This window comes from Parapedobacter soli, from assembly GCF_025460835.1.
GTDB lineage: Bacteria > Bacteroidota > Bacteroidia > Sphingobacteriales > Sphingobacteriaceae > Parapedobacter > Parapedobacter soli.
Genome location: NZ_JAMXAY010000068.1, coordinates 1 through 20,563 on the forward strand (window position 1 = coordinate 1; position 20,563 = coordinate 20,563).

The following is a 20,563-nucleotide window of genomic DNA, read 5'->3' on the forward strand; positions in this document are numbered from 1 at the left end:
CATCAAGGACCACATGATGAAACCCCCGTTCGTGTTCGATGGCAGAAAGCTACTCGGCGGAAACGACCTCCCCAGCATGGGGTTCAAGTATTACGCAATCGGCGAGTGAGTAATAACAGCGTTAAATACGTTGATATTTTTCTTGGCGTTATAACCCGATAAAACAGTATGTTTGCAAGTAAGTAACGCTGAGATCAATGGGCCAGCAATTGTCCAGACACCCCCTCACGGCGGCAGGTATCCTTATCGCACTGGGTATTATTTATGGCGATATTGGCACATCCCCTTTATATGTTTTTAAAGCCATTGTAGGGCAGGGCACGATTAATCCACGATTGGTATATGGTGGCCTATCGTGCATTTTCTGGACACTTACGCTGCAAACGACCGTCAAATACGTCATTATCACCTTACGAGCGGACAATAAAGGGGAAGGAGGCATTCTTTCCCTTTTTTCCTTAGTCCGAAAGAATGGCAAGTGGATCGTATTTCCGGCTATGCTTGGTGGCGCAGCGCTACTGGCAGATGGCATGATCACGCCGGCCATTACCATTTCTTCGGCCATAGAAGGGCTGGGAATCTTTTATCCGCAATTGCAGACCGTTCCTATTGTCCTGGTTATCGTCGCTGTCCTTTTTTCCCTTCAACGATTCGGCACGGCCGTTGTGGGCCGGCTATTCGGCCCGGTGATGTTAATCTGGTTTTCGATGTTGGCGATATTGGGTTTTACCCACCTGGCCGGCACCCCCGCCATACTTAAGGCGGTGAGCCCCCACTACGCTATTCAAACTATTGTCAGTCACCCCGATGCACTTTTGATTATCGGGGCGGTCTTCCTCTGTACAACGGGGGCCGAAGCACTATACTCCGATCTTGGCCATTGCGGGCTTAAGAACATCCGGGTTTCCTGGGTTTTTGTGAAAGCCTGTCTACTGTTCAATTATTTCGGGCAGGGTGCATGGTTGCTTGAGCACGATGGGGCGCTACTCGCCGGCAGCAATCCGTTTTACATGGTGATGCCCACATGGTTTGTTCCATACGGCATTTCCATAGCCACCCTGGCAGCTGTTATCGCTAGCCAAGCGATGATTTCCGGCGCCTTTACCCTTGTTGCTGAAGCCGTGCGGCTCAACCTGTGGCCCAAGGTGCGCCTTGTGCACCCCAACTTACTCAAAGGCCAGCTTTATGTGCCATCGGCGAACTGGATTTTATTCGTCGGCTGCATCATCGTCATCTTGGTGTTCCGCGAATCGGCTAAGATGGAAGCCGCTTACGGACTGGCCATAAACATCAGTTTCATAGTCACAACGATGTTGATGACCGTCTTTCTTTTACAAAAGCGGGTTCCAAAAGCCGTAGCAATTGGCTTCCTTGTTATATACCTCATTATCGAATCCACCTTCTTCGTTGGCAATGTATCCAAATTCACACATGGGGGGTGGCTCACCTTGCTGATAACAGCTATCATTTTTTCGATGATGTTTTGCTGGTGGTGGGCCAGGAAAATAAAAAACAGGCATACGCGCTTTGTAGATATTGGAAAGTATATCCCTATCATTTCAGAAATCGGCCGGGATAAATCCATCCCGCTCTATGCGTCACAGCTGGTTTACCTCACCAGTGCCAATTTCGATTCCGAAATCGAAGAAAGCATCATCTATTCCATCATCAGGAAAAAGCCGAAGCGGGCCGATGTGTACTGGTTAGTGCACGTGGACGTCACAGACTCGCCCTATACCGGCGAATACGAAATAACGCAGCTGGTGCCCGGCCGGCTAATCCGGGTCGATTTCCGGCTAGGGTTCCGTGATGAGCAGCGTATTAGCATCCTATTCCGTGAAATTGTCGAAAATCTCGTTGCCAACGGTGAGGTGGATATCAAAAGCAACTTCGATACGCTCCGCAAATACCATATCGATGGCGACTTCCGTTTCATCGTGCTTGAACGTGTGTTGTTCAACACCTCGGCATTCCGTTTTGCGGAGCGCATCGTATTGGACGTTTACCACCTACTGAAAGCATTCAGTCTTTCGGAAGAGCGCAGCTTCGGGCTCGACTCCAGCTTTGTCACCGTTGAACGGGTTCCGTTGCTGGGGCCGTCATCGCTTCCAAAAAAGAGGCTGAAAAGGACAAAGTGATGGATCCCTATAGTAAACACTTTGTAACGAATACCAAACACTTAACACCTTATAGCATTCCGCACACATGGTCAATTGCATATCACAACATTTTTATCTAAGTTTGCCTTCCAAAAATTCGATAAGCAAACAGACGTTGAAATGAGTTCGACACCGATAAAGAAAGAAACGTATTTGGAGTGGTATAAGTCTATACTGCTCATGCGAAAATTTGAAGAGAAGGCCGGTCAATTGTACGGACAGCAAAAAATCCGTGGTTTTTGCCACCTTTACATCGGCCAGGAGGCTGTTGTAGCGGGAGCCATGTCGGTGTTGCGCCCCGACGATTCGATGATCACGGCATACCGTTGCCATGCCCACGCATTGGCAAAGGGCGTTTCGCCCAATGCGGCAATGGCCGAACTTTTTGGCAAAGCCACCGGTTGCTCCAAAGGCAAGGGCGGTTCCATGCACTTTTTTAGCAAAGAACACAAATTCATGGGAGGCCACGGTATCGTCGGTGGCCAGATCCCACTCGGCGCGGGCATCGCGTTCGCCGAAAAATACAACGGCATAGACAGCGTATGCGTATGCTACATGGGTGATGGCGCAGTAAGGCAGGGAGCCTTCAACGAAACGCTCAACATGGCCATGCTTTGGAAACTCCCGGTTATCTTTGTATGCGAAAACAATGGTTATGCCATGGGGACATCCGTGGGCCGCACAACCAACATGATTGATATTTATAAGATGGGCCTCGGCTTTGATATGCCCAGTGCGCCTGTGGATGGCATGGATGTGGTAGCGGTACACAACGCAATGGACGAAGCCGTACAACGTGCACGGAGCGGAGAAGGGCCTACATTCCTGGAAATGCGCACCTACCGGTACAAAGGGCACTCCATGTCTGACCCAGCCAAATACCGGACCAAGGAAGAGCTGGAGGAATACAAAGGACGGGACCCGTTGATTTTGACCAAGGCGGCGATTTCCGAAAAGAAATATGCCGACGAAGAGTGGTTCGCACAAGTAGAGGCAGACGTGAAAAAGACCATTGAAGAGTGCGTTAAATTCGCTGAGGAATCGCCCTACCCCGAAGTGGACGAGCTGTACAAAGACGTATATGCAGCGGATGATTACCCCTTTATCATGAATTGAGATAATTGAGCATAGCTAATTAATGTTTAAGTAAAAGATAAACCGCAATATAATATGGCTGAAGTAGTTAGAATGCCGAAGATGAGCGATACCATGACCGAAGGGGTGGTCGCGAAATGGCACAAAAAAGTAGGCGACAAAGTCAGTTCCGGCGATTTGATAGCGGAAGTAGAGACCGATAAGGCCACAATGGACTTCGAATCATACCAAGAAGGAACGTTATTGTATATCGGACCGAAAGAGGGTGAAGCCGTACCCGTAAATGCGGTTATTGCGGTATTGGGCGAAGAAGGCGAAGATTACCAGGCCCTGCTGAACGAGAGCGCCGACGGCAGTGATGACGCCGGATCGGACGAAAAGGATGATAAGCCCGAAGAAAAAGCAGCCGGGAGCGATGAAGAAGCCGTTAATGTTGAGGACATCAACGCAGAAGTGATTACCATGCCGCTGCTTAGCGACACGATGACCGAAGGGGTCATCGCCGAGTGGCACTTCAAAGTGGGTGACACCATAAAAAGCGACGACGTGATTGCCGATGTGGAAACCGATAAGGCAACCATGGAAGTGACCGCGTATGCCGAAGGCACCCTGCTGTATATCGGTGTGGAAAAAGGACAGGCAGCCAAGGTAAATGACATCATCGCCATTGTAGGCGAAGCGGGCACCGATATAACACCTTTGCTGAAGCAACAAGCCGGCAAGAAGCCTGCCCCTGCTACCAATGAGGGCGACAAGAGCTCGGAGCCGACCGCGGCCGAACCAACAAAAGGAAGCGAAGCCGAAGAACCCGCGGCCACAGCAGATGATTCGAGGGTGAAAGCATCGCCATTGGCACGCAAAATCGCCAAAGATAAAGGCATAAACCTCACGGATGTGAAAGGTACCGGCGACGGCGGGCGCATCATCAAAAAAGATGTTGAATCTTACACCCCTTCCGCACAGCCAGCAGCCCCAGCGGCAGCGAAATCCGATGCCAGCGAAAGCGCCACTACGACCATCAACATCCCGCAATTCGTGGGTGAAGAACGGTATACCGACAAGCCGGTTACCCAAATGCGGAAGACCATTAGCAGGAGGCTCTCTGAGTCATTCCTCGTGCCGCATTTCTACCTCACCATCAAGATCGATATGGATACGGTCATCCAGGCCCGTGCTAAAATCAACGAAGTGGCACCGGTTAAGGTGTCTTTCAATGATTTGGTCATCAAGGCGGCAGCGGTGGCGTTGAAGCAGCATCCGGCAATCAATGCCTCTTGGCAGGGCGACACCATCCGTTACAACGAACACGTCAATATAGGCGTGGCTGTCGCGGTAGACGAAGGACTGCTCGTACCCGTGGTACGGTTTGCAGATGGCAAGTCACTGTCGCACATATCGGCCGAGGTGAAAGAATTTGCACAGCGTGCCAAAGCCAAGAAACTGCAACCGGCCGATTGGGAAGGCTCTACCTTTACGGTGTCTAACCTGGGCATGTTCGGTATCGATGAGTTTACCGCCATCATCAATGCGCCAGATTCTTGTATCCTCGCCATCGGCGGGATCGACCAGGTCCCCGTGGTGAAAAACGGGCAGATTGTTCCGGGCAATGTGATGAAAGTAACACTTACGTGCGACCACCGCGTGGTGGACGGAGCAACAGGCGCTGCCTTCCTGCAAACACTGAAATCACTGCTGGAAGAACCGGTACGCCTACTGGCGTAACGAACGACCGCAAATAATCTTTGGAAGCCGTCTTGTTTGAAACGAGACGGCTTTTCTGTTGGAAACATGCTTTATAGCCCATGTATTAAATGATAAACATCAGGGGTGCTCGGCAAGCATTTTTTGCTAAGTTTGTGTAATAGTTACCGCCGCAAACGTTAAAAACAAACTATCTATGGCTAAAACCAAAACGAACTACACAACGGCTGATGTCCACGAATTCATCAATTCTTTTGCGGACACCGATCAGAAGCGGCACGACAGCTTTGAGCTGCTGAAACTGATGCAGGATATCACAGGCTGTGCGCCCAAAATGTGGGGGCCATCGATTATCGGCTTCGGCAATTACCACTACAAATACAAAAGCGGACACGAAGGCGATGCACCCGTGCTTGGATTTTCCCCAAGAAAAGCCGCGTTTTCACTTTATGTTTACTCAGACACCGAAAAAAGTAAACGGGCATTAGCCAACCTCGGAAAATTTAAAATGGGTAAGGCCTGCATCTATGTGAAAAAACTTTCCGACATCGACATCCCCGTTTTACGGGAACTCTGCGAAGAATCGATCAAATACATCAGCGAGCATCACGAATGTTCGTGCCGCGTAAAATAATCGTGTCGGCCATGCAACCTTTTTACCTATCTTACCATCATAGTAATAAACACACCCGAATTGGAGCGAACGGTTACAATAGAAAGTTTGTATGAAGGTTGCAAAGGTGGTAGCCGTCAGGCACAGGAGCAACTATACAACGCGTTGGCATCAAAACTGTTGGGTGTATGCATGCGCTACGCAAGCAGCACCTTCGAAGCGGAGGATATGTTGCAGGCCGGCTTCATCAAAGTGTTCCACAGTTTGGCTAGCTACCGCGGCGAGGGTTCTTTTGAAGGGTGGATACGGCGGATTATCGTGAATACAGCGATAGAGACATACCGCCGGAACATGCGGGGCGGGCAGCAGGTGGAGCTAGACGAAGTGTACGATGATGCACAACAGACATTCGCAATGGACAGTCTGGAATGTGAGGATTTGCTGCGGCTGATACGGGCGCTTCCCGATGGCTACCGCATGGTGTTCAATATGTACGCGATAGAGGGGTTCTCGCACAAGGAAATAGCCGAATCGCTGCAGATCAGTGAAAGCGCATCCAAATCACAATTATCCAGGGCGAGAGCCTGGCTAAAACAACGGATAAAACAACTAGAAGGAGGGATCCATGAATCGAGATAAGAACAGCGAATTTGACAGGGTGCTTGCGGAAAAGTTTGGAAATTTCCACCCCGAAGTACCCGGTGGCCTGTGGGATAAGATAGCCTCCAAGCTCGATGACCAGGGGCAGGATGGCATCATACCAATAAAACAGCAGCGCCGGTTCCCCACTTGGTGGATATCGGTAGCAGCAACCGTACTGCTCGTATGCGGTGTTGTGTATTGGTATAATCGGCCTGTTACGGTAACGTACCTCCATAGCCCGGTGGCCCATGAAGCAGTGGAAGTACCCACGGTTGAAGAACCGGCACCCGAACCTGCTCCGGTGGTAGAACCCCTAGACATCGACCGGCTCAAGCACCTGTTCGCGAAGCGAAACCGCACGTCGAGAAATGAAAACAAGCCGGAAACGTTAGTGGCAGAAACACCACCACCCATCGACCGGCCATCAGTAACGACCGGCGGTACCGTCACGGTGACCGAAGAGGCCCGTGCATCCACTCAGGTATTGGCGAAAAACGATGAACCAGCCACGCCGCCATCAACAGAGCAACAGCCATCACTTACCGGGGAAGCGGTGGCGGCAACCGTGCCGGATATCCAGCCGCCCGTGGTGTTGGAAGATGAGGAAGAGATCCTCTTGGCTGCCACAGAGGCGCCCAGGCCACCTTTTGGCGTCAGTAACATCCTGAACTATGTGGTGGGTGCCGTGGACCAGCGCGACGAAAAGTTGGTGACGTTCTCCAACGATGGCGAGGGCTCGCTGAAGCTCGACTTCAACTTCAGTCTGGCAAAAAACAAGAAAAAACGAATAAAGTAAATCACCCTTTAATACCAGATCAACATGAAATACGTAAGCCTTACAGTGCTATGCTGCGCCGCCCTACTGACGGCGACCGCACAGGAGAAAAAGAAAACGGATACCCTCCGGATAAACCAGCGGAATACGATGGATACCGTCATCATGGAAGACGTGGAAACCGGCGAACGGCGCAAGGTACGCATCACGATCCCGGGCAAAGATGACGGCGTCATCACCATAGAAAAATCGGAGAAGACCTATGAATTCGGGAATCGCGATAAGGACGACCAGGGTGACAGCGATGTAAAAGTGACCGTGGAGGAAACCCGGAAAGCACACCCCATCTACGGCATCACCTTCTCGCGGATCGACCTCGGACTGGTCAAACTGATCGATAATGGTAGTTTCACGCTTTCCGATAATAACCGCGATTTCAGGTATCGCCCCGGCAAAACCGTCAATTTCGGCTTCGACCTGCTCCAGGCGGGCTATCGTTTCAACGACAATTTCCGTACGTTCCTATCCGCCGGATTCGACTGGACCTATATCCGGCTGCGGGAAAACATCGATTTCCTGGAAAACACCTCCCCCTTGGCTTGGGAAACCTCTTCAATAGATTATTCCAAAAACAAGCTCACAGCCACCTACCTGCGGTTGCCCCTCACGTTCGAACTACGCAGCAAACATTACAGTGGCCCAGGCCGGCTGCGGTTTGCCTTCGGTCCCGAAGGCGGCTTCCTGCTTAAGGGGACACAACGGTTCAAGAGCGATGAGCTGGGCAAGCAGAAGTTCAAAGACGACTATAACTTCACCCAGTTCCGGTATGGTGCTTTCGCCCGCTTCGGCGTGGGTTCCTTCGGCATCTATGCCAAGTACTATTTCAACGACCTGTTTGAAAACAGCCCGGATCAAGCCGGCCTGCAGACCATGGCGTTCGGCCTGATGCTGGGCTTTTAAATCATTGCATTATATTTCGTAATTTTGTGCCGCCCCGGTAACCGGGGCGGTCTTATTTATGGCAACACCCACCACAAGCGCCCCTTCCTGTTCGGTACCGAATGACGTACAGCGCATGGGGCTTCCGCTTATCCACGGCGAGCACGTAAACCGTACTTTTGCTGCGAAAGAGCCGATCGTGGCCATCAGCGACCTTTCTTTTGGTATCCGCGAGGGTGGGATTACCGCTATTATCGGTGAAAGCGGCAGCGGCAAGAGTACGCTACTCAAGCTCATCTACGGATTGCTGGGGCCCGACAGTGGCGAAATCCGTTACCGCGGGTGGCGCATACCCGGCCCCAAAGAAAAGCTCATCCCTGGCCACGACGCCATGCGCATGGTATCGCAGGGATTTGACGACCTCAACACCTATGCCAACGTATGGGACAATGTGGCATCGCAGCTATCCAACACCGATATCGAAGGCAAATTCCGCGATACGGAGGCCACCCTGGGCCGCATGCGCATCGACCATTTGGCCAAGCAGCGCATCGCCGACCTGAGTGGTGGTGAAAAGCAACGGGTTGGCCTAGCCAGGGCCCTGGTCAACAAGCCTGAAGTATTGTTGATGGATGAGCCCTTCAACCAAGTTGACGCTTCGTTCAGGGAAACCCTGCAGCTGGATATCCGCAGCATTGTGGAAGAAACCAGGCTTACCGTGGTACTCGTGTCGCACGATCCCTCCGAGGTGCTTTCCATGGCCGACGAACTGATTGTGTTAAAGAGCGGTCGACTAATGGCTACCGGTCAGCCGCCACAGCTATACCACCAACCGCCCAACGCGTATACCGCACGCCTGCTGGCGAAAAGTAACGTCCTTGAAGCGGATGAGGTCCAATCGTTGGGTATCGATGTGGCCACAGCCGTAGCCATACACCCCGAGTGGCTTTCGATAACCGAAAATGAGCAGGGCAGCTTTACCGTGCAGGACATCCAGTTCAAAGGGTTCTACCAATTGGTCACCGTGCAGCGGGGAGCCATTACATTGAATGTAATCGTTGACGCCGCGGTCGTGGTCGGCGATGGCACACGGGTAGATGTCAACATCAACCACTTCCACCCGTTATAAAACTCCTGAATTCCAAAAAAGTTAGGTGAAATCCACAAAAAACCACACCATTTCCGCCTCAAATCACATGTAAAATGCGGCAGGCTTCAATTAATCCGATACAAAGTACATGAAGTCTGAGACGGGCTACATGTGATTTCGGGTAAAGTACATGTATCCCGACAAAAAGTACATGTAATTTGAGGCTGGCTACATTTAAGCTGATACAGAATACATTTAAGCAGAAACGAGGTACATGTAATCCGGGACAGAATACATGTAGTCCGAAACAAAATACATTTAAGCTGAGAGGAAATACATGTAGTCCGGGATAGAATACATGTAATCCGAGACAAAATACATGTAGTCTGAGACAGAATACATCGATTTTGACAACGAAAAAATAAAACTAATTATAAATCAATTAATTACAAGGCCACTACTGACATAAAAATCGGCTGAGGTGTAAAATCGCGCCAAAACTCCGACCGGGCTGTGCGAATTTTGGCCCAATTTTACACCTGTTTACCAATAAATTTGATTATAACGCCCGGGCTCATTCTGCCTCACCGACCAGCAATTCCCCGTTGTAATAGTCCACAATCCGCTGCCGGAGGTGCCATTGGTAGCGCGCAATGACGAGGTTGGCATTCGCATTATCCATTTTGTTCTTGGCAATCAGGAATTCCACGGAGTTGATGGCCCCTGCATTGAACCGCACTTCGGCGATGCGGAATGATTCCGTATAATGGGCAACCTGCTCCACCAGATTCCTATAGCGCTCCTTGGCCGCCTCCAGGTTGAACAGCACCTGATGGGTGGTTTGCTGCAACTCATTGCGGCGCGTTTGGGCCGCCTGCTCAGCGTTCAGCACATCCAGCTTCGCACGTGCCACATTATTCCGCACCTGGAACCGCGAGAAAATGGGTATCGAAAGTGAAAACGCGAGCGACCGTCCCAGGTTATTCTGCACCTGGTCGTAATAACTGCCCATGCCATCTTTCGAGTAGTTGCTAGACAATCCAGCACCTAGCGACAAGGTGGGGAAATACGACGAACGGGCAGCCTTCAGCGAAAACTCGGCCTGCTGCTGCCAATGGTCCGCCGCCTTGATGATTCCCAGCCGTTCGGAGGCCGTTTGGTAGAGGCCATCGGCATCCGACATAGGTGCCTTCGGCAGGGGCACCGCTTGGAGCGGGGCAAGGGACACCTGTTCGTCATACGGTAGATTCAACAACCGGAATAAGTCCAGCAAATTCTCACTCAGCGTGTTCTTAGCCGCGTTCAGGCTGTTGAGGTCGCTGGCGTACTGCCCTTTGAGGTCGTAATAGTCGCCCGGGGGAATAGCCCCCTCATCGAAAAGTACCGTACTGCGCTCCACCTGTCTTTGGGTTACCGCCACCTGGCTATCGATCTGCGCCACCATGTCTTTTGCCGTAAGTACGTTGATGTATGCCGCCGTGACATCCAGCGCCACCTGTTCTTCCATCAGCTGTTCCTCCAACTGCGTAGCGCGGTAAGCATGGGCTTGCAGCGTAATGTTGCGGAACATCCGTAACCCGTCGAATAAAACCAGTGAACTACTGACATACTGATTGCCGGACACGAAATTCTCTTCCACATATTGGTTGGTCGTAGGGTTAATAAACCGCCCTTGGCTATAGCTGTGGCTCATGCCTGCGTCGAGCGATGGCAGCAGGTTCTGCTTGGCCTGCCGCAGGTTGATGGCCGCTCCCTGTGTTTGGATGCGGCTCTGCTGCACATTGCGGTTATGGGCAAGGGCCAGCTCGATGCTGCGCTCCAGGGTCAGCGTATCGGGCGTGGGTGCTTCCTGTGCAACAACCTGTAAGACGATGGCGCCAACAGCGACAAACAAACAGGCGATATAACGTATCGGTAACAACATGTCTTTTTCTCGTTTTGGCATAACGTTATCACAGTCTACGCCAAAACAACAATCAACTAATTATTAACTGGTTGTAAAACTTGAATGGGTAGACGTTGTTCGATATCGGGCAGTAGGTGTTCGGAAACGGACAGTGTGCCCCAGCGGCTATTTCTGCATAAGCCCCTTCACCGCTGCCAGATACTATTTCGTAAATATTTCGCGATAAGCATCTTCCATGCCGGAAAATTCGGCGTCTGTGATTTCTTGGAACTGCTTTTTCCTGCGATTGGGAAATATACCTTTGTTTTGATGAAGGAAAACTATAATTTCATCAAGACGCTTGTCGGGCATGTCGATCAGCTGTTGCAACTCCCTTTTCAATTCGTCATAGCGTTCCAAAAATAAGAGTTCTTCAGAAAGGTCATGTCGTATCGTCGCCCGAAGGGTATTTGCCAAATAAATACATTGTGCCGTGAGTTCAGGGTAACGGAAGTAAGAACCAATCTCATCGGGATTGGTCACCGTGAGCTCACCGTTAGCATCGCTTACAAACTGTATACGTTGCATTAATGGCTTGGAATACGCTTCTAAAACCAAATCATAATCTTTCAGGTTATTTACCATATGGGCAGAAACAGGTATAATTGACCCCTGGCTAACCATTCCGTCTCTTGTAAGCATATCATGGATCAGAAACCGATGAATACGGCCATTACCATCCAAAAATGGATGTATGAATACAAAACCGAATGAAATAAGCGTAGCGCGTATAACAGGTGACGCATCCCTGGTTTTTTCCTCGACAGCAAGTATACCGTTCATCATGGAGTGTACCATGCCAGGCGGGGGACAAACATAGTGGTAGATTTCCTCCATCCGGTAACTCCTTTGCCCAATGTAGTTCTGGAAGCTCCGGTATCCCGACTGCACATATCTAGGGTCTACTATCGCATTTTGCAGCGAGGTAAGGTTTTGTTCGGTGAGCAGTTGATTGGCTGGTTGTTTGCCAGCATCATAAAGGATGGCGATGAAACGGTTCATGCGATCCGGGGAAGGTTTTTCTTGCTCGATTTCATAGGATGATTTGGTTTCCTTTCTGTAAAGATATTGCGTAGCACGATTAAATATCTCTTCGGCATAGCCAGCTTTGAGTTGCTCAAGCTCAGCCGATATATCTATGGACAACAACTCCGATAGCGCTTGGGTTCGGCGGACAATAGGGCAAAATTCCGGTGTTCCCAGCAAATTATCATTTATTTTCCACCTACTATTGCGAAGTGATGTCCCAACGATATACTTTGATGGATCAAGGAAATCTACATAGTTGCTGCCCGGTGCTGTCTCCATTTCCAGTATATTGCCCGTCAACCATTCATACAGAAACCCCATCTTTCTAGTATAACGTCCGTTTGGGTTAGACGAAATGAAATCAATAAGTTCACCCCGTTTTATGCGACTGAAAACTATGGCTAAAAAGTCAAGATTTTCAAATCGTCATATTTGAACGAGAATTCAATATGGCTCGCCATTGAATCCTCTTTTGGTGCATATTTCGGCCCATAGGTCTGGTCAACGGTACCATCAAGAGCGACCTCTATTTTATTCCTCGTTCCGATAAAAGACCGGTGGGTAAGTCGATGATGTATTAATCCCAAACGTTGTTTAAGCCACTGGCTTCCTACGGGCTGAAGTACCATGTTTTGCAGTAATTTCCTTTTCTTTGCAGTAAAATTAATAAAAAAGGACACATGTGAAGTAAAATATTTTTTTGATTAAAAATAACGCTTTATTAAATCGTGCAGTAAAATCAATTATGCCACAGTAAAATGAGTTTCCAGCACCCAGATTGCAGTATTTTCAATTTTTCCTTTCTTCGGTAAAACGTTGTTCTTTAAGGTTTGTGGGCAAAATCGGGCTAGCCTTCGAAATTATTTCCGCACACACCCCTTCACCGCAGCCATATACGACGCGCCGATGGGCAGTATGCTCCCGTTGATGGTAAGTTGGTGCCGCTCGATTTTCTGCACGTTGTTTATTGCAGCAATAAACGAACGATGGATACGTACAAAACGGTCGGCGGGTAACAGCGCCTCACATTCGGTAATCGTCATCCGGCTCAACACCTGGTTATCGCGCAACACAAAGTTGACATAGTTGCCAGTCGCTTCGAGGTAATCGATGGCATCGAAATCTACCTTCACCTGCTCATATCCGGTTTTGACGAAGATATACGTCGGCTTGGTATCCTTGCCGCGAAGTTCCAGCCACTCCTGCGCCTTATTACAGGCTTTGAGGAAACGCGGCAACGAGAAAGGTTTGAGCAGGTAGTCCACGGCATCCAGCTCGAAACCGGCCACGGCGTGCTCGGAGTAGGCGGTGGTAAAAACCACCAACGGCTTCTTACTCAAGCTTCTGAAAAACTCGATGCCCGAAATATCCGGCATCTTGATGTCGAGAAACAGAAGGTCTACCGGATGCTGCCGCAGGTAGTCCATCGCCTCAAAAGCATTGGTAAAGGCAGCTTGTAAATCTAGGAAAGGCACCTTGGCGGCATGGCTACGCACTACGTCAAGCGCGATGGGTTCGTCGTCTACGGCAATGGCTGTTATCATCTTCAATATACCCTTCTTCCAAAGGTAGAAAAAATGTTGCCACCTACAATTGTACCGTCAAATGCACGAAATACTCCTGTGTCGTTTCGCGGATCACCAGCTCGTGCCTGTTGGGATAGAGCATGGCCAGGCGCTGCTTCACATTTTCGAGCCCTACGCCCGAATGGCGACGCTCCGGGTCGGACTCCGACTTGCGGTGGATGCTGTTATGCACGTCGAAGTACACGTTCCCTTCCGATTCGTAGAGGCTGACTTTTATCCACGACTTCTCGTTTAAACTGATGCCATGTTTGAACGCGTTCTCCACGAATGGGATAAGCAGCATCGGAGCAACATAGGTGCTTTCTAACGCGTCTTTGATATCACATTCTACGGTAATATCAGGAGAGGTAGCGGTGCGCAGCAGCTGCAGGTCGATGTAGTTGCGGAGGTATTCGATCTCACGGGCCAATAAGATACGGTCTTGGTTGTTCTCATGGAGCATGAAACGCATCATGTCGCCCAGTTTCTGGATGCCGGCGGATGTACGCTCGGCATCTTCCTGCAGTGCAGTTCCATACAGCGTGTTCAGGATATTGAACAGGAAATGGGGGTTGATCTGCGACCGCAGGAAACTCAGGCCCGCCGAGGTATGCCCAAGCTCCGTTTGGAGGTTTACCAACTGGCCGATACGGACCCTTTGCTGCTGGTATACAAAATTGACAAGTGGAAGAACGATTAAGGTGATACAAATCCAGATGACGAAATACACAGGCCCTGCCGAACCTGTAACATTTAAAAAAAACACGCCGGATGGAATAAAAGCGACGAACGCTACGCCTATAGCGATAAGCAAGTAGGAGGTAAGCGTATATCTCTTTTTCTCTTTTAGGGGCAACAACCAATAGATATTCAGTGCAAAAACAAGATAAACATAAGGCACCAAACTTAGCCAGAATATGGCAAGATCATCTTCAATGGCCAATAACATGACAAAAACCATCGCCCCGCCCCCGAGTACGACCAAGCTTTCCTTGGTGATACGCGTAACCAGTGTGCTTTGAGTTTGCTGCAAGTAACGCACCAGCCGCTTGATGCCTTCATAGACAAATAACAGCAAGAACACAAGCAGTGCACCGCCCAGCGACTCGCCGCGCTTAAGGTGGGCAACAAATTGCCCGTCGTTCCAATGGTGATCACGCACCCACACGCAAGTGGTGAGTCCCAGCCAAACCAGGAAGAAGAGCGATAATGTAAACGCAATCGCCAGATCAATTTTGCGCTCCCTGAAAAACACGGGCGAAATCCATTGTGTAAATGCCAGATACGCACCATAAATAACAGTTGCATACCCCATCAACGAGGCGGCACTCCGTGTAACACCCGCCCGCCCTTCATTACTAAAGATGAGTACAAGCGCAAATAGGTAAATGCCCGTGGCTAAGATAGTTTCAATACGATTCAGCTTCATAGTTTACTGCTTTGCCAACAAAGAAAGGCAAAAGGCCTAGATAGGGCAATAATCTGGGATGAAAGTAGGGAATACAGGGGTGAATAGGGTTCTGAAGCCTCAATCCTCCCAAAGCTGCGCCTTCTGCCTTTCGATGCCCTCCTGCACCTTGGTATCGTATACGCCATCCACGATTGCCATCTCCGCGTCGCGGTATTTTCCCGAACGGTAGATATCCACAACCTGTTGGTCCTTCAGTGCAATATCATAAGCATCGCGGGCACTCATCAGCTTCACAAACACGGGTAGGCATTCGAAGAAAATGAAAAGCAGCATGATGAAGGTGATGGACCAATAGTTCGAGCTGTTCACGGTGCCATCAGGGTTATACTTCAAGTCGCCCAATGCCGCGTTACGGTCGGCAAACCCTGCACGGTTCACGGCGCTGTCCATCTGCGCTCCGGTTAATAACCGCGCATCCATCAGTCCTTCGAATTGCTTGCGTTGCTGGATGAATGCCTCCTGCGCCGCAATGGTCGATCGCAATGTGTCTAAATATCGCTCCTGTTTTTCCAGATCGGCCTGCCGCTGCTTAGCGTATGGGCCGTACCCCACAATACCCGATGTTTCCACGCTTTTCTCGCCGAAAGTTTCCATCTTAAGCTTTATTCGGTCGGCTTTGAGCGTGGCCTCCACCGAATCGAGTTCCACTTTCAGTTCGGCGATTTTTGCCAGCTCGACGGCGTACTTGCTGTCGAATGCCCGGTTGAGGGTATCGATGCTTGCCCGCTGCCGGTCGAGGTAGGTAACCCGCAACTGATCGCGGATCTCCTTGTCGAATACCTTGATTTCCAATGGTCGGGCAATGACAATGCCGATAAGGACCGCCAGCAGGATGCGCGGCGTAGCCTGCAGGAACTGTTTGAAACCCGATGCATTTTTATTGATGCTCGATACGATGTAACGGTCCATATTGAATATCGCCAGCCCCCACAGCAGTCCGAAAAGCACCGCATACCCGATGGCACCTCCATCGCTGCTGAACACAAAATACAGGGCATACCCGCCAGACAGGGCCGCGAAAAGACCTGTAAAAAAGATCGTTGCCCCAATACCCACATATTTGTTATGCTCGGCGGGGTATTTGGCCAACGTGGGTTGATGCACACCGCTGCACCACCAGAAAAATTGCATCAGTTTCGCCATCTGCTCACCAACATCATTATACAAGGTAAGACGGACTGAAAGCCAAATTGTTACGTCGCCCTTTACCTCAACACAAAAATAAGACCTGTCGGATATGGGAACGACTATCAGGGACGAAACCACGATATCGAGGGACGAAAACGCTATGCTTTGCACCTTGACGTATCTTCCCTACTTTTTGCGACCGATGATAAGGAATGGGAATAAAAGGGATTTGGAAGTCAACTTTAAAGTTTTTACCTTTAACGCAACCAATGTTACCGTGATTAGTATTGATCGGAAACAATTATCAACTAACAAAGGCAGATCTTAATGAAAAATATCTGTTTTGATACTACTTAACCCCTTTTTGTGTTGCCGCCTAGGTGCGACTCGGCGGGATTATGGTGTAACTAATAATGGATAAATAAAAAGAAAAGACACGATACATGGAAACATGTGGTCACGGATTGTGACTATTTACTGAAAACAATTTTAAGCCTAAAGACCGATGACCAAAACCAAAATTGACAGGGTAGCGATAGCCGCAGAAGTATCTATGAACCAGTTTTCTGACATTAGGAAATATAGGGTAAGGTTTGATTTCCCCCTTGCCTCGTTATTTGAAGTAGGGAACGGTTCTTATTGCAGCTCACGAGGGAAGAGTGGCGTGAAATATAACCCCCCCATACCCTTGGCGTTTGCGATCACCATTATTGCCGGAAAGGCGATGGACTTTACAAGAAACCGTATGGAGCTATGAAGGGGAACCTGGTTAGATATGAAAAGCTGATAAATGAAAAGTTATCCGAAATGCGCAGTGCGCATGCTGGATAACCAAAGAGCTAGCGTCTTGAAAACGTTGCGGAATACACAATATGAAAACATAAATGCAACTTATTGATTTGAAGATAAGTAAAACGCAGCAATTAATAATTTTAGACATTAACAGTTGCGCATATTTGGGAGTTATGGGCAACCTTAGACGACACCCCCACAGACCAACGAACACAGGACAATGAGCGACTTTAAAATATTTAAAAATTGGCTGACACAAGTTTCCTTTCTGACAGAAAAGGACTGTTCGCTTTTTGAACCCTTTTTAAAGACAAAACAACTTAAAGCGAAAGACTACTTTTTGACCGAAGGAAAAATTTGTCACGAAATCGGCTTTATCAATCAAGGCTGTTTCAGAACTTATTACCTTGCAGACGGAAAGGAAATCAACACGCATTTTGCATTTGAAAATGAATTTGTAACGGACTATGACAGCTTTTTACAAAGTAAACCCAGCCGCTACTTCATTCAGGCATTGGAAGACGCTGAAATTGTAACATTCAATTTATCCGCTTTACAAAATGCCTACAACCAATCGCAAAATTGGGAACGCTTTGGCAGAATGATAGCCGAACAATCTTACAAGCTGACAACCCAACGTGTTGAGAGCTTTTTGTTTTTAGACGGAGAGCAACGTTACCTTGACTTACTTGAAAACCAACCTCACATTCTTGACAGAATACCGTTATATCATATTGCTTCCTACTTAGGTCTTGAACGGGAAAGCTTGAGCCGACTACGGAAAAAAATTGCTTACAAGTAGCGATTGTAACATTTGTCAATTTCTTCTTCATTCACCTTTGAGACTTTTGCAGTGTAAAATTTAATGTTTCACTAAAAAAATTCAGAATGAAAAAGGTGATTTTTTCCGCTACTGCAATAGCTTTTATGATTTTGGCGAGTTGCAGCACTTCAAAACAAGTAACAGTTCCGCTTAACCGTTCCGTTGAGTTGGACGACACCTACACAATTAATTGGAACGGTGTCAGCAAAGCATACCGATACGAAAACGGACAATGGTTGCGAGCAGAAAGTTATGATTACCAATTTAACGTTGTTCAAAAACGTTATGACAATCATTGGAAATCCGTTAAATCATTGCACCGTATTCACCCCGACTATGACGGCAAAGCGGGTAACAGAGACCAGACAATGTATTTTGAAGTTGCTTACCAAAATCTGATTGACGGAAAAGTGCAAGCAACTATCAATTCATCGCTTGGCAACGGAACGGGAACAACAGACGCAGAATTTCGTAAATCCGTTTTGATAATGTATGTTCCAAATGCAAGTAAGTTTATGCCGTATAACAAGTTTAGAATTACGCAAAACTACAACTACGAAGAAGGTGTGCTGACCGAAACTGTTGAACTCATCAAAGAAAAAGACGGCAAAGAAATTCCGTTTATGAAGAACGAAGAAACCGCTTTGATTTTTATTAAAAGTAAATTGGACAAAGCACCAACAACCTTTAAACACTAACAGCTATGACAAACGAAGCAAGAAAAATAAGCGGTTACATTTTGCTTTCCGTTCCGACAATCATTTACGGTGGGTATTTTTTGCTCACCGTTTTAAGCGGACAACAGGAACATTTGCAATTAACGGACTTCCAAAAATCAATGTTCCGTGCAGGACACGCCCACGCAGGTGTTTTGGTCATTCTTGCGTTAGTTGCTCAACTCTTCGCAGACCACGCTTCTTTGTCCAATCGTTGGAAATGGTTTGCCCGACTTTCATTCCCGATTTCAGCCATTACAATTAGCTTAGGCTTCTTTGCGGCAGCTATCGGCAGACAAATTACCGAACCGACAGGACTAATTTTCATTTTGTATGTTGGTAATGCAATACTGACTTTTGGACTTTTGACATTGGGAATTGGACTAATCCGACAGAAGAAAGGCAGCCCATAACAGCGGCTTGGCACAAGCGGGGGTTTAGTGCTTCGCATGACAGTTTTTCGTAAATTTGAGCTTTCGGCTTCGTAGCAAGTTTTGTGGTAAAAATCCCCGCCTGCGCCAAGCCGCAAACCGATGTGACGCAATCCGCTACGCTCCTTGCGTCACATCGTGCCGGCGCCTTCACCGCCTTGATGCACTCAGTCGCTGCGCGGACTTCGTACATCAAGCGGTTTTGCAAAATTCCGAGCTTAGAGCTGCGCTCTGCTCGAAACTTCGCAAAGCCGCCGGCACGTTGGGCGTCATTCTAAAAAGACACGACACAAAACAAAACGAACAGACAAAAAAGTAAAACAATTAACACCTAATAAAATGGACATAGCAATTTTAATCCTCGTCATTGTTGCAGTAATACTACTTGGCATCGTGACATTTTTTATTTTCCAGATTTGGGTTCAATCGAAAGAAGCCAAAATCCAACTTACAAACCACCTTCAAGAAATTCAGAAAGGTTTTTCAAATTCTGACAACAATTTGAAAACACTAAATCTACAGCTAATTGAAAGTATTGGGATTGAACACAAAGGTTTAGTAAACGCAATTGACCAACTAAAGGCAGAAATCAAAGACCTAGAAAATGAAATAAAAGATGTAAAATCAGAAATCATCAAAAATATCGACAACCACATTCAGAATTCCGAAGGTAAAATTTCTGATGGCTTAGAATCTGTAAAAGCAAAAACAAATTCAACAATCGAAGGTCTTTCGGACAGTGTAAAACTCTTTAAAGACAATATTGATGCAAGAATTAAAGAGCTTGACAACAACCTATCAGACAAGCTTGTTAATGATTTGACTCATTTGACAAATTCATACTCTAAAACCCTAAAGGACGAACAATCAAAAGTTTTAGACCGATTTGAGCAAGCCAGTAAAGAGATTAACAAAAAACAGAGTGACATTCTCAAAGCAATAACAGAACCTTTGAAAATAAATCTGAACCACAATGATTAAAAACTATTTAGCATATCTAAAGGATATAAGCCGAAAAATAGTTGCTGATTCAGGTTTTGAAAAAGCACTTCTTGACAAAAGCAGAACGAACAAGTCTTTTGCTTTTCAAAAGACCAACAATAAACTTTCGTTCACAGAGAAGGATGAATTATACCCAAGAATTAAAAATATTGAAGATTACCTAAGCAAAAACAACGACAAGAAACTATTTTGTGGCTTCGGATTGGTTGCGGGTATAAAAGGTAGGCAATATGCTGCACCAATAATTTATGTTGAGTGTGAGATTTTCAAAGAAGATTCTTCATACATAATTGAGTTTGATTTTGATACCAACTCCTTTAACTATGACCTCATAACCAGTATTTTGAACTACAGTATAACAGCAAGATATAGTGTTGCAGATGATGATGTTTTCAATGAAGATTTTCAGAAGGAAGTTGATATTGTTGAAAAAATAGAAAATGAGATTAAAGTGTTTGATGAAGTCGAATTGCTACAGGAATATGCAAATGAAATATTTCAATTACTGCAATCCAAACTCGAAGACTTTCATAATATCAAGCGAAAGAGCAATAACGACTACAACTATTCAACTGAGATAAATTTATTTAATTCAAAACCGAAGTATAATTCCCCCCAATCGTTGGACAGATTTTTCATAAACTAAG

General features: G+C 47.7%; 19 protein-coding genes. 14 read left to right on the forward strand and 5 right to left on the reverse strand.

The genetic code is table 11. The features are described 5' to 3' along the window. The first annotated feature begins 197 nt into the window (after positions 1–197). The 8 genes from NGM62_RS19415 to NGM62_RS19450 all read left to right on the forward strand — a co-directional run bounded on the left by NGM62_RS19415 (position 198) and on the right by NGM62_RS19450 (position 9,053). Positions 198–2,138: a KUP/HAK/KT family potassium transporter gene (locus NGM62_RS19415; protein WP_262249972.1), complete on the forward strand. Its 1,941-nt coding sequence runs from the start codon at positions 198–200 to the stop codon at positions 2,136–2,138. A gap of 141 nt (positions 2,139–2,279) precedes the next feature. After that, positions 2,280–3,275, forward strand: coding sequence for a pyruvate dehydrogenase (acetyl-transferring) E1 component subunit alpha (gene pdhA, locus NGM62_RS19420; protein WP_262249973.1), 996 nt, complete (start codon positions 2,280–2,282; stop codon positions 3,273–3,275). Between the two features lie 54 nt (positions 3,276–3,329). Continuing rightward, positions 3,330–4,976, forward strand: coding sequence for a pyruvate dehydrogenase complex dihydrolipoamide acetyltransferase (locus NGM62_RS19425; protein WP_262249974.1), 1,647 nt, complete (start codon positions 3,330–3,332; stop codon positions 4,974–4,976). Positions 4,977–5,151: 175 nt separating this feature from the next. Next, entirely contained in the window at positions 5,152–5,589 is a 438-nt protein-coding gene (locus tag NGM62_RS19430) for a DUF1801 domain-containing protein (protein WP_262249975.1), read from the forward strand. Positions 5,590–5,649: 60 nt separating this feature from the next. Beyond that, the gene (locus tag NGM62_RS19435; protein WP_262249976.1) at positions 5,650–6,207 is read left to right on the forward strand and encodes an RNA polymerase sigma factor; all 558 of its coding nucleotides are present in this window, start codon (positions 5,650–5,652) and stop codon (positions 6,205–6,207) included. Next, on the forward strand, positions 6,194–7,006 hold the full coding sequence (locus tag NGM62_RS19440) for a hypothetical protein (RefSeq protein ID WP_262249977.1): 813 nt from the start codon (positions 6,194–6,196) through the stop codon (positions 7,004–7,006). Before NGM62_RS19435 ends, NGM62_RS19440 begins: the two co-directional genes overlap by 14 nt. A gap of 24 nt (positions 7,007–7,030) precedes the next feature. Further along, complete coding sequence (locus NGM62_RS19445; protein WP_262249978.1) at positions 7,031–7,945, forward strand: PorT family protein; 915 nt, start codon at positions 7,031–7,033, stop codon at positions 7,943–7,945. Between the two features lie 58 nt (positions 7,946–8,003). After that, positions 8,004–9,053 carry an ABC transporter ATP-binding protein gene (locus tag NGM62_RS19450; protein WP_262249979.1) on the forward strand — a complete coding sequence of 350 codons (1,050 nt, stop codon included), beginning with the start codon at positions 8,004–8,006 and terminating at the stop codon, positions 9,051–9,053. 535 nt (positions 9,054–9,588) lie between these two features. Here NGM62_RS19450 and NGM62_RS19455 read toward each other — a convergent pair. From NGM62_RS19455 to NGM62_RS19475, 5 genes are all read right to left on the reverse strand, one after another. Then, complete coding sequence (locus NGM62_RS19455) at positions 9,589–10,959, reverse strand: TolC family protein (RefSeq protein WP_262249980.1); 1,371 nt, start codon at positions 10,957–10,959, stop codon at positions 9,589–9,591. 162 nt (positions 10,960–11,121) lie between these two features. Then, entirely contained in the window at positions 11,122–12,309 is a 1,188-nt protein-coding gene (locus tag NGM62_RS19460) for a Fic family protein (protein WP_262249981.1), read from the reverse strand. A gap of 539 nt (positions 12,310–12,848) precedes the next feature. After that, the gene (locus NGM62_RS19465) at positions 12,849–13,532 is read right to left on the reverse strand and encodes a LytR/AlgR family response regulator transcription factor (protein ID WP_262249982.1); all 684 of its coding nucleotides are present in this window, start codon (positions 13,530–13,532) and stop codon (positions 12,849–12,851) included. A 43-nt stretch (positions 13,533–13,575) separates the two neighbouring features. After that, a complete protein-coding gene (locus NGM62_RS19470) occupies positions 13,576–14,982 on the reverse strand; it encodes a sensor histidine kinase (protein WP_262249983.1) in 1,407 nt (468 codons plus the stop codon). Between the two features lie 99 nt (positions 14,983–15,081). Next, entirely contained in the window at positions 15,082–16,167 is a 1,086-nt protein-coding gene (locus NGM62_RS19475; RefSeq protein ID WP_262249984.1) for a DUF4407 domain-containing protein, read from the reverse strand. 490 nt (positions 16,168–16,657) lie between these two features. Between NGM62_RS19475 and NGM62_RS19480 the strand changes: the two genes are divergently transcribed. From NGM62_RS19480 to NGM62_RS19505, 6 genes are all read left to right on the forward strand, one after another. After that, positions 16,658–16,909, forward strand: coding sequence for a hypothetical protein (locus tag NGM62_RS19480; RefSeq protein ID WP_262249985.1), 252 nt, complete (start codon positions 16,658–16,660; stop codon positions 16,907–16,909). Positions 16,910–17,164: 255 nt separating this feature from the next. After that, on the forward strand, positions 17,165–17,746 hold the full coding sequence (locus NGM62_RS19485) for a Crp/Fnr family transcriptional regulator (protein ID WP_116876868.1): 582 nt from the start codon (positions 17,165–17,167) through the stop codon (positions 17,744–17,746). An 86-nt stretch (positions 17,747–17,832) separates the two neighbouring features. After that, a complete protein-coding gene (locus NGM62_RS19490) occupies positions 17,833–18,465 on the forward strand; it encodes a hypothetical protein (RefSeq protein ID WP_262249986.1) in 633 nt (210 codons plus the stop codon). A 5-nt stretch (positions 18,466–18,470) separates the two neighbouring features. Next, a complete protein-coding gene (locus NGM62_RS19495; RefSeq protein WP_262249987.1) occupies positions 18,471–18,896 on the forward strand; it encodes a hypothetical protein in 426 nt (141 codons plus the stop codon). A gap of 357 nt (positions 18,897–19,253) precedes the next feature. Further along, positions 19,254–19,895 (forward strand): hypothetical protein, encoded by a 642-nt coding sequence (locus NGM62_RS19500; protein WP_262249988.1) that lies wholly within the window; start codon positions 19,254–19,256, stop codon positions 19,893–19,895. Further along, positions 19,888–20,562, forward strand: coding sequence for a hypothetical protein (locus tag NGM62_RS19505; protein WP_262249989.1), 675 nt, complete (start codon positions 19,888–19,890; stop codon positions 20,560–20,562). The genes NGM62_RS19500 and NGM62_RS19505 overlap by 8 nt, the downstream gene beginning before the upstream one ends. Position 20,563 lies beyond the last annotated feature (1 nt).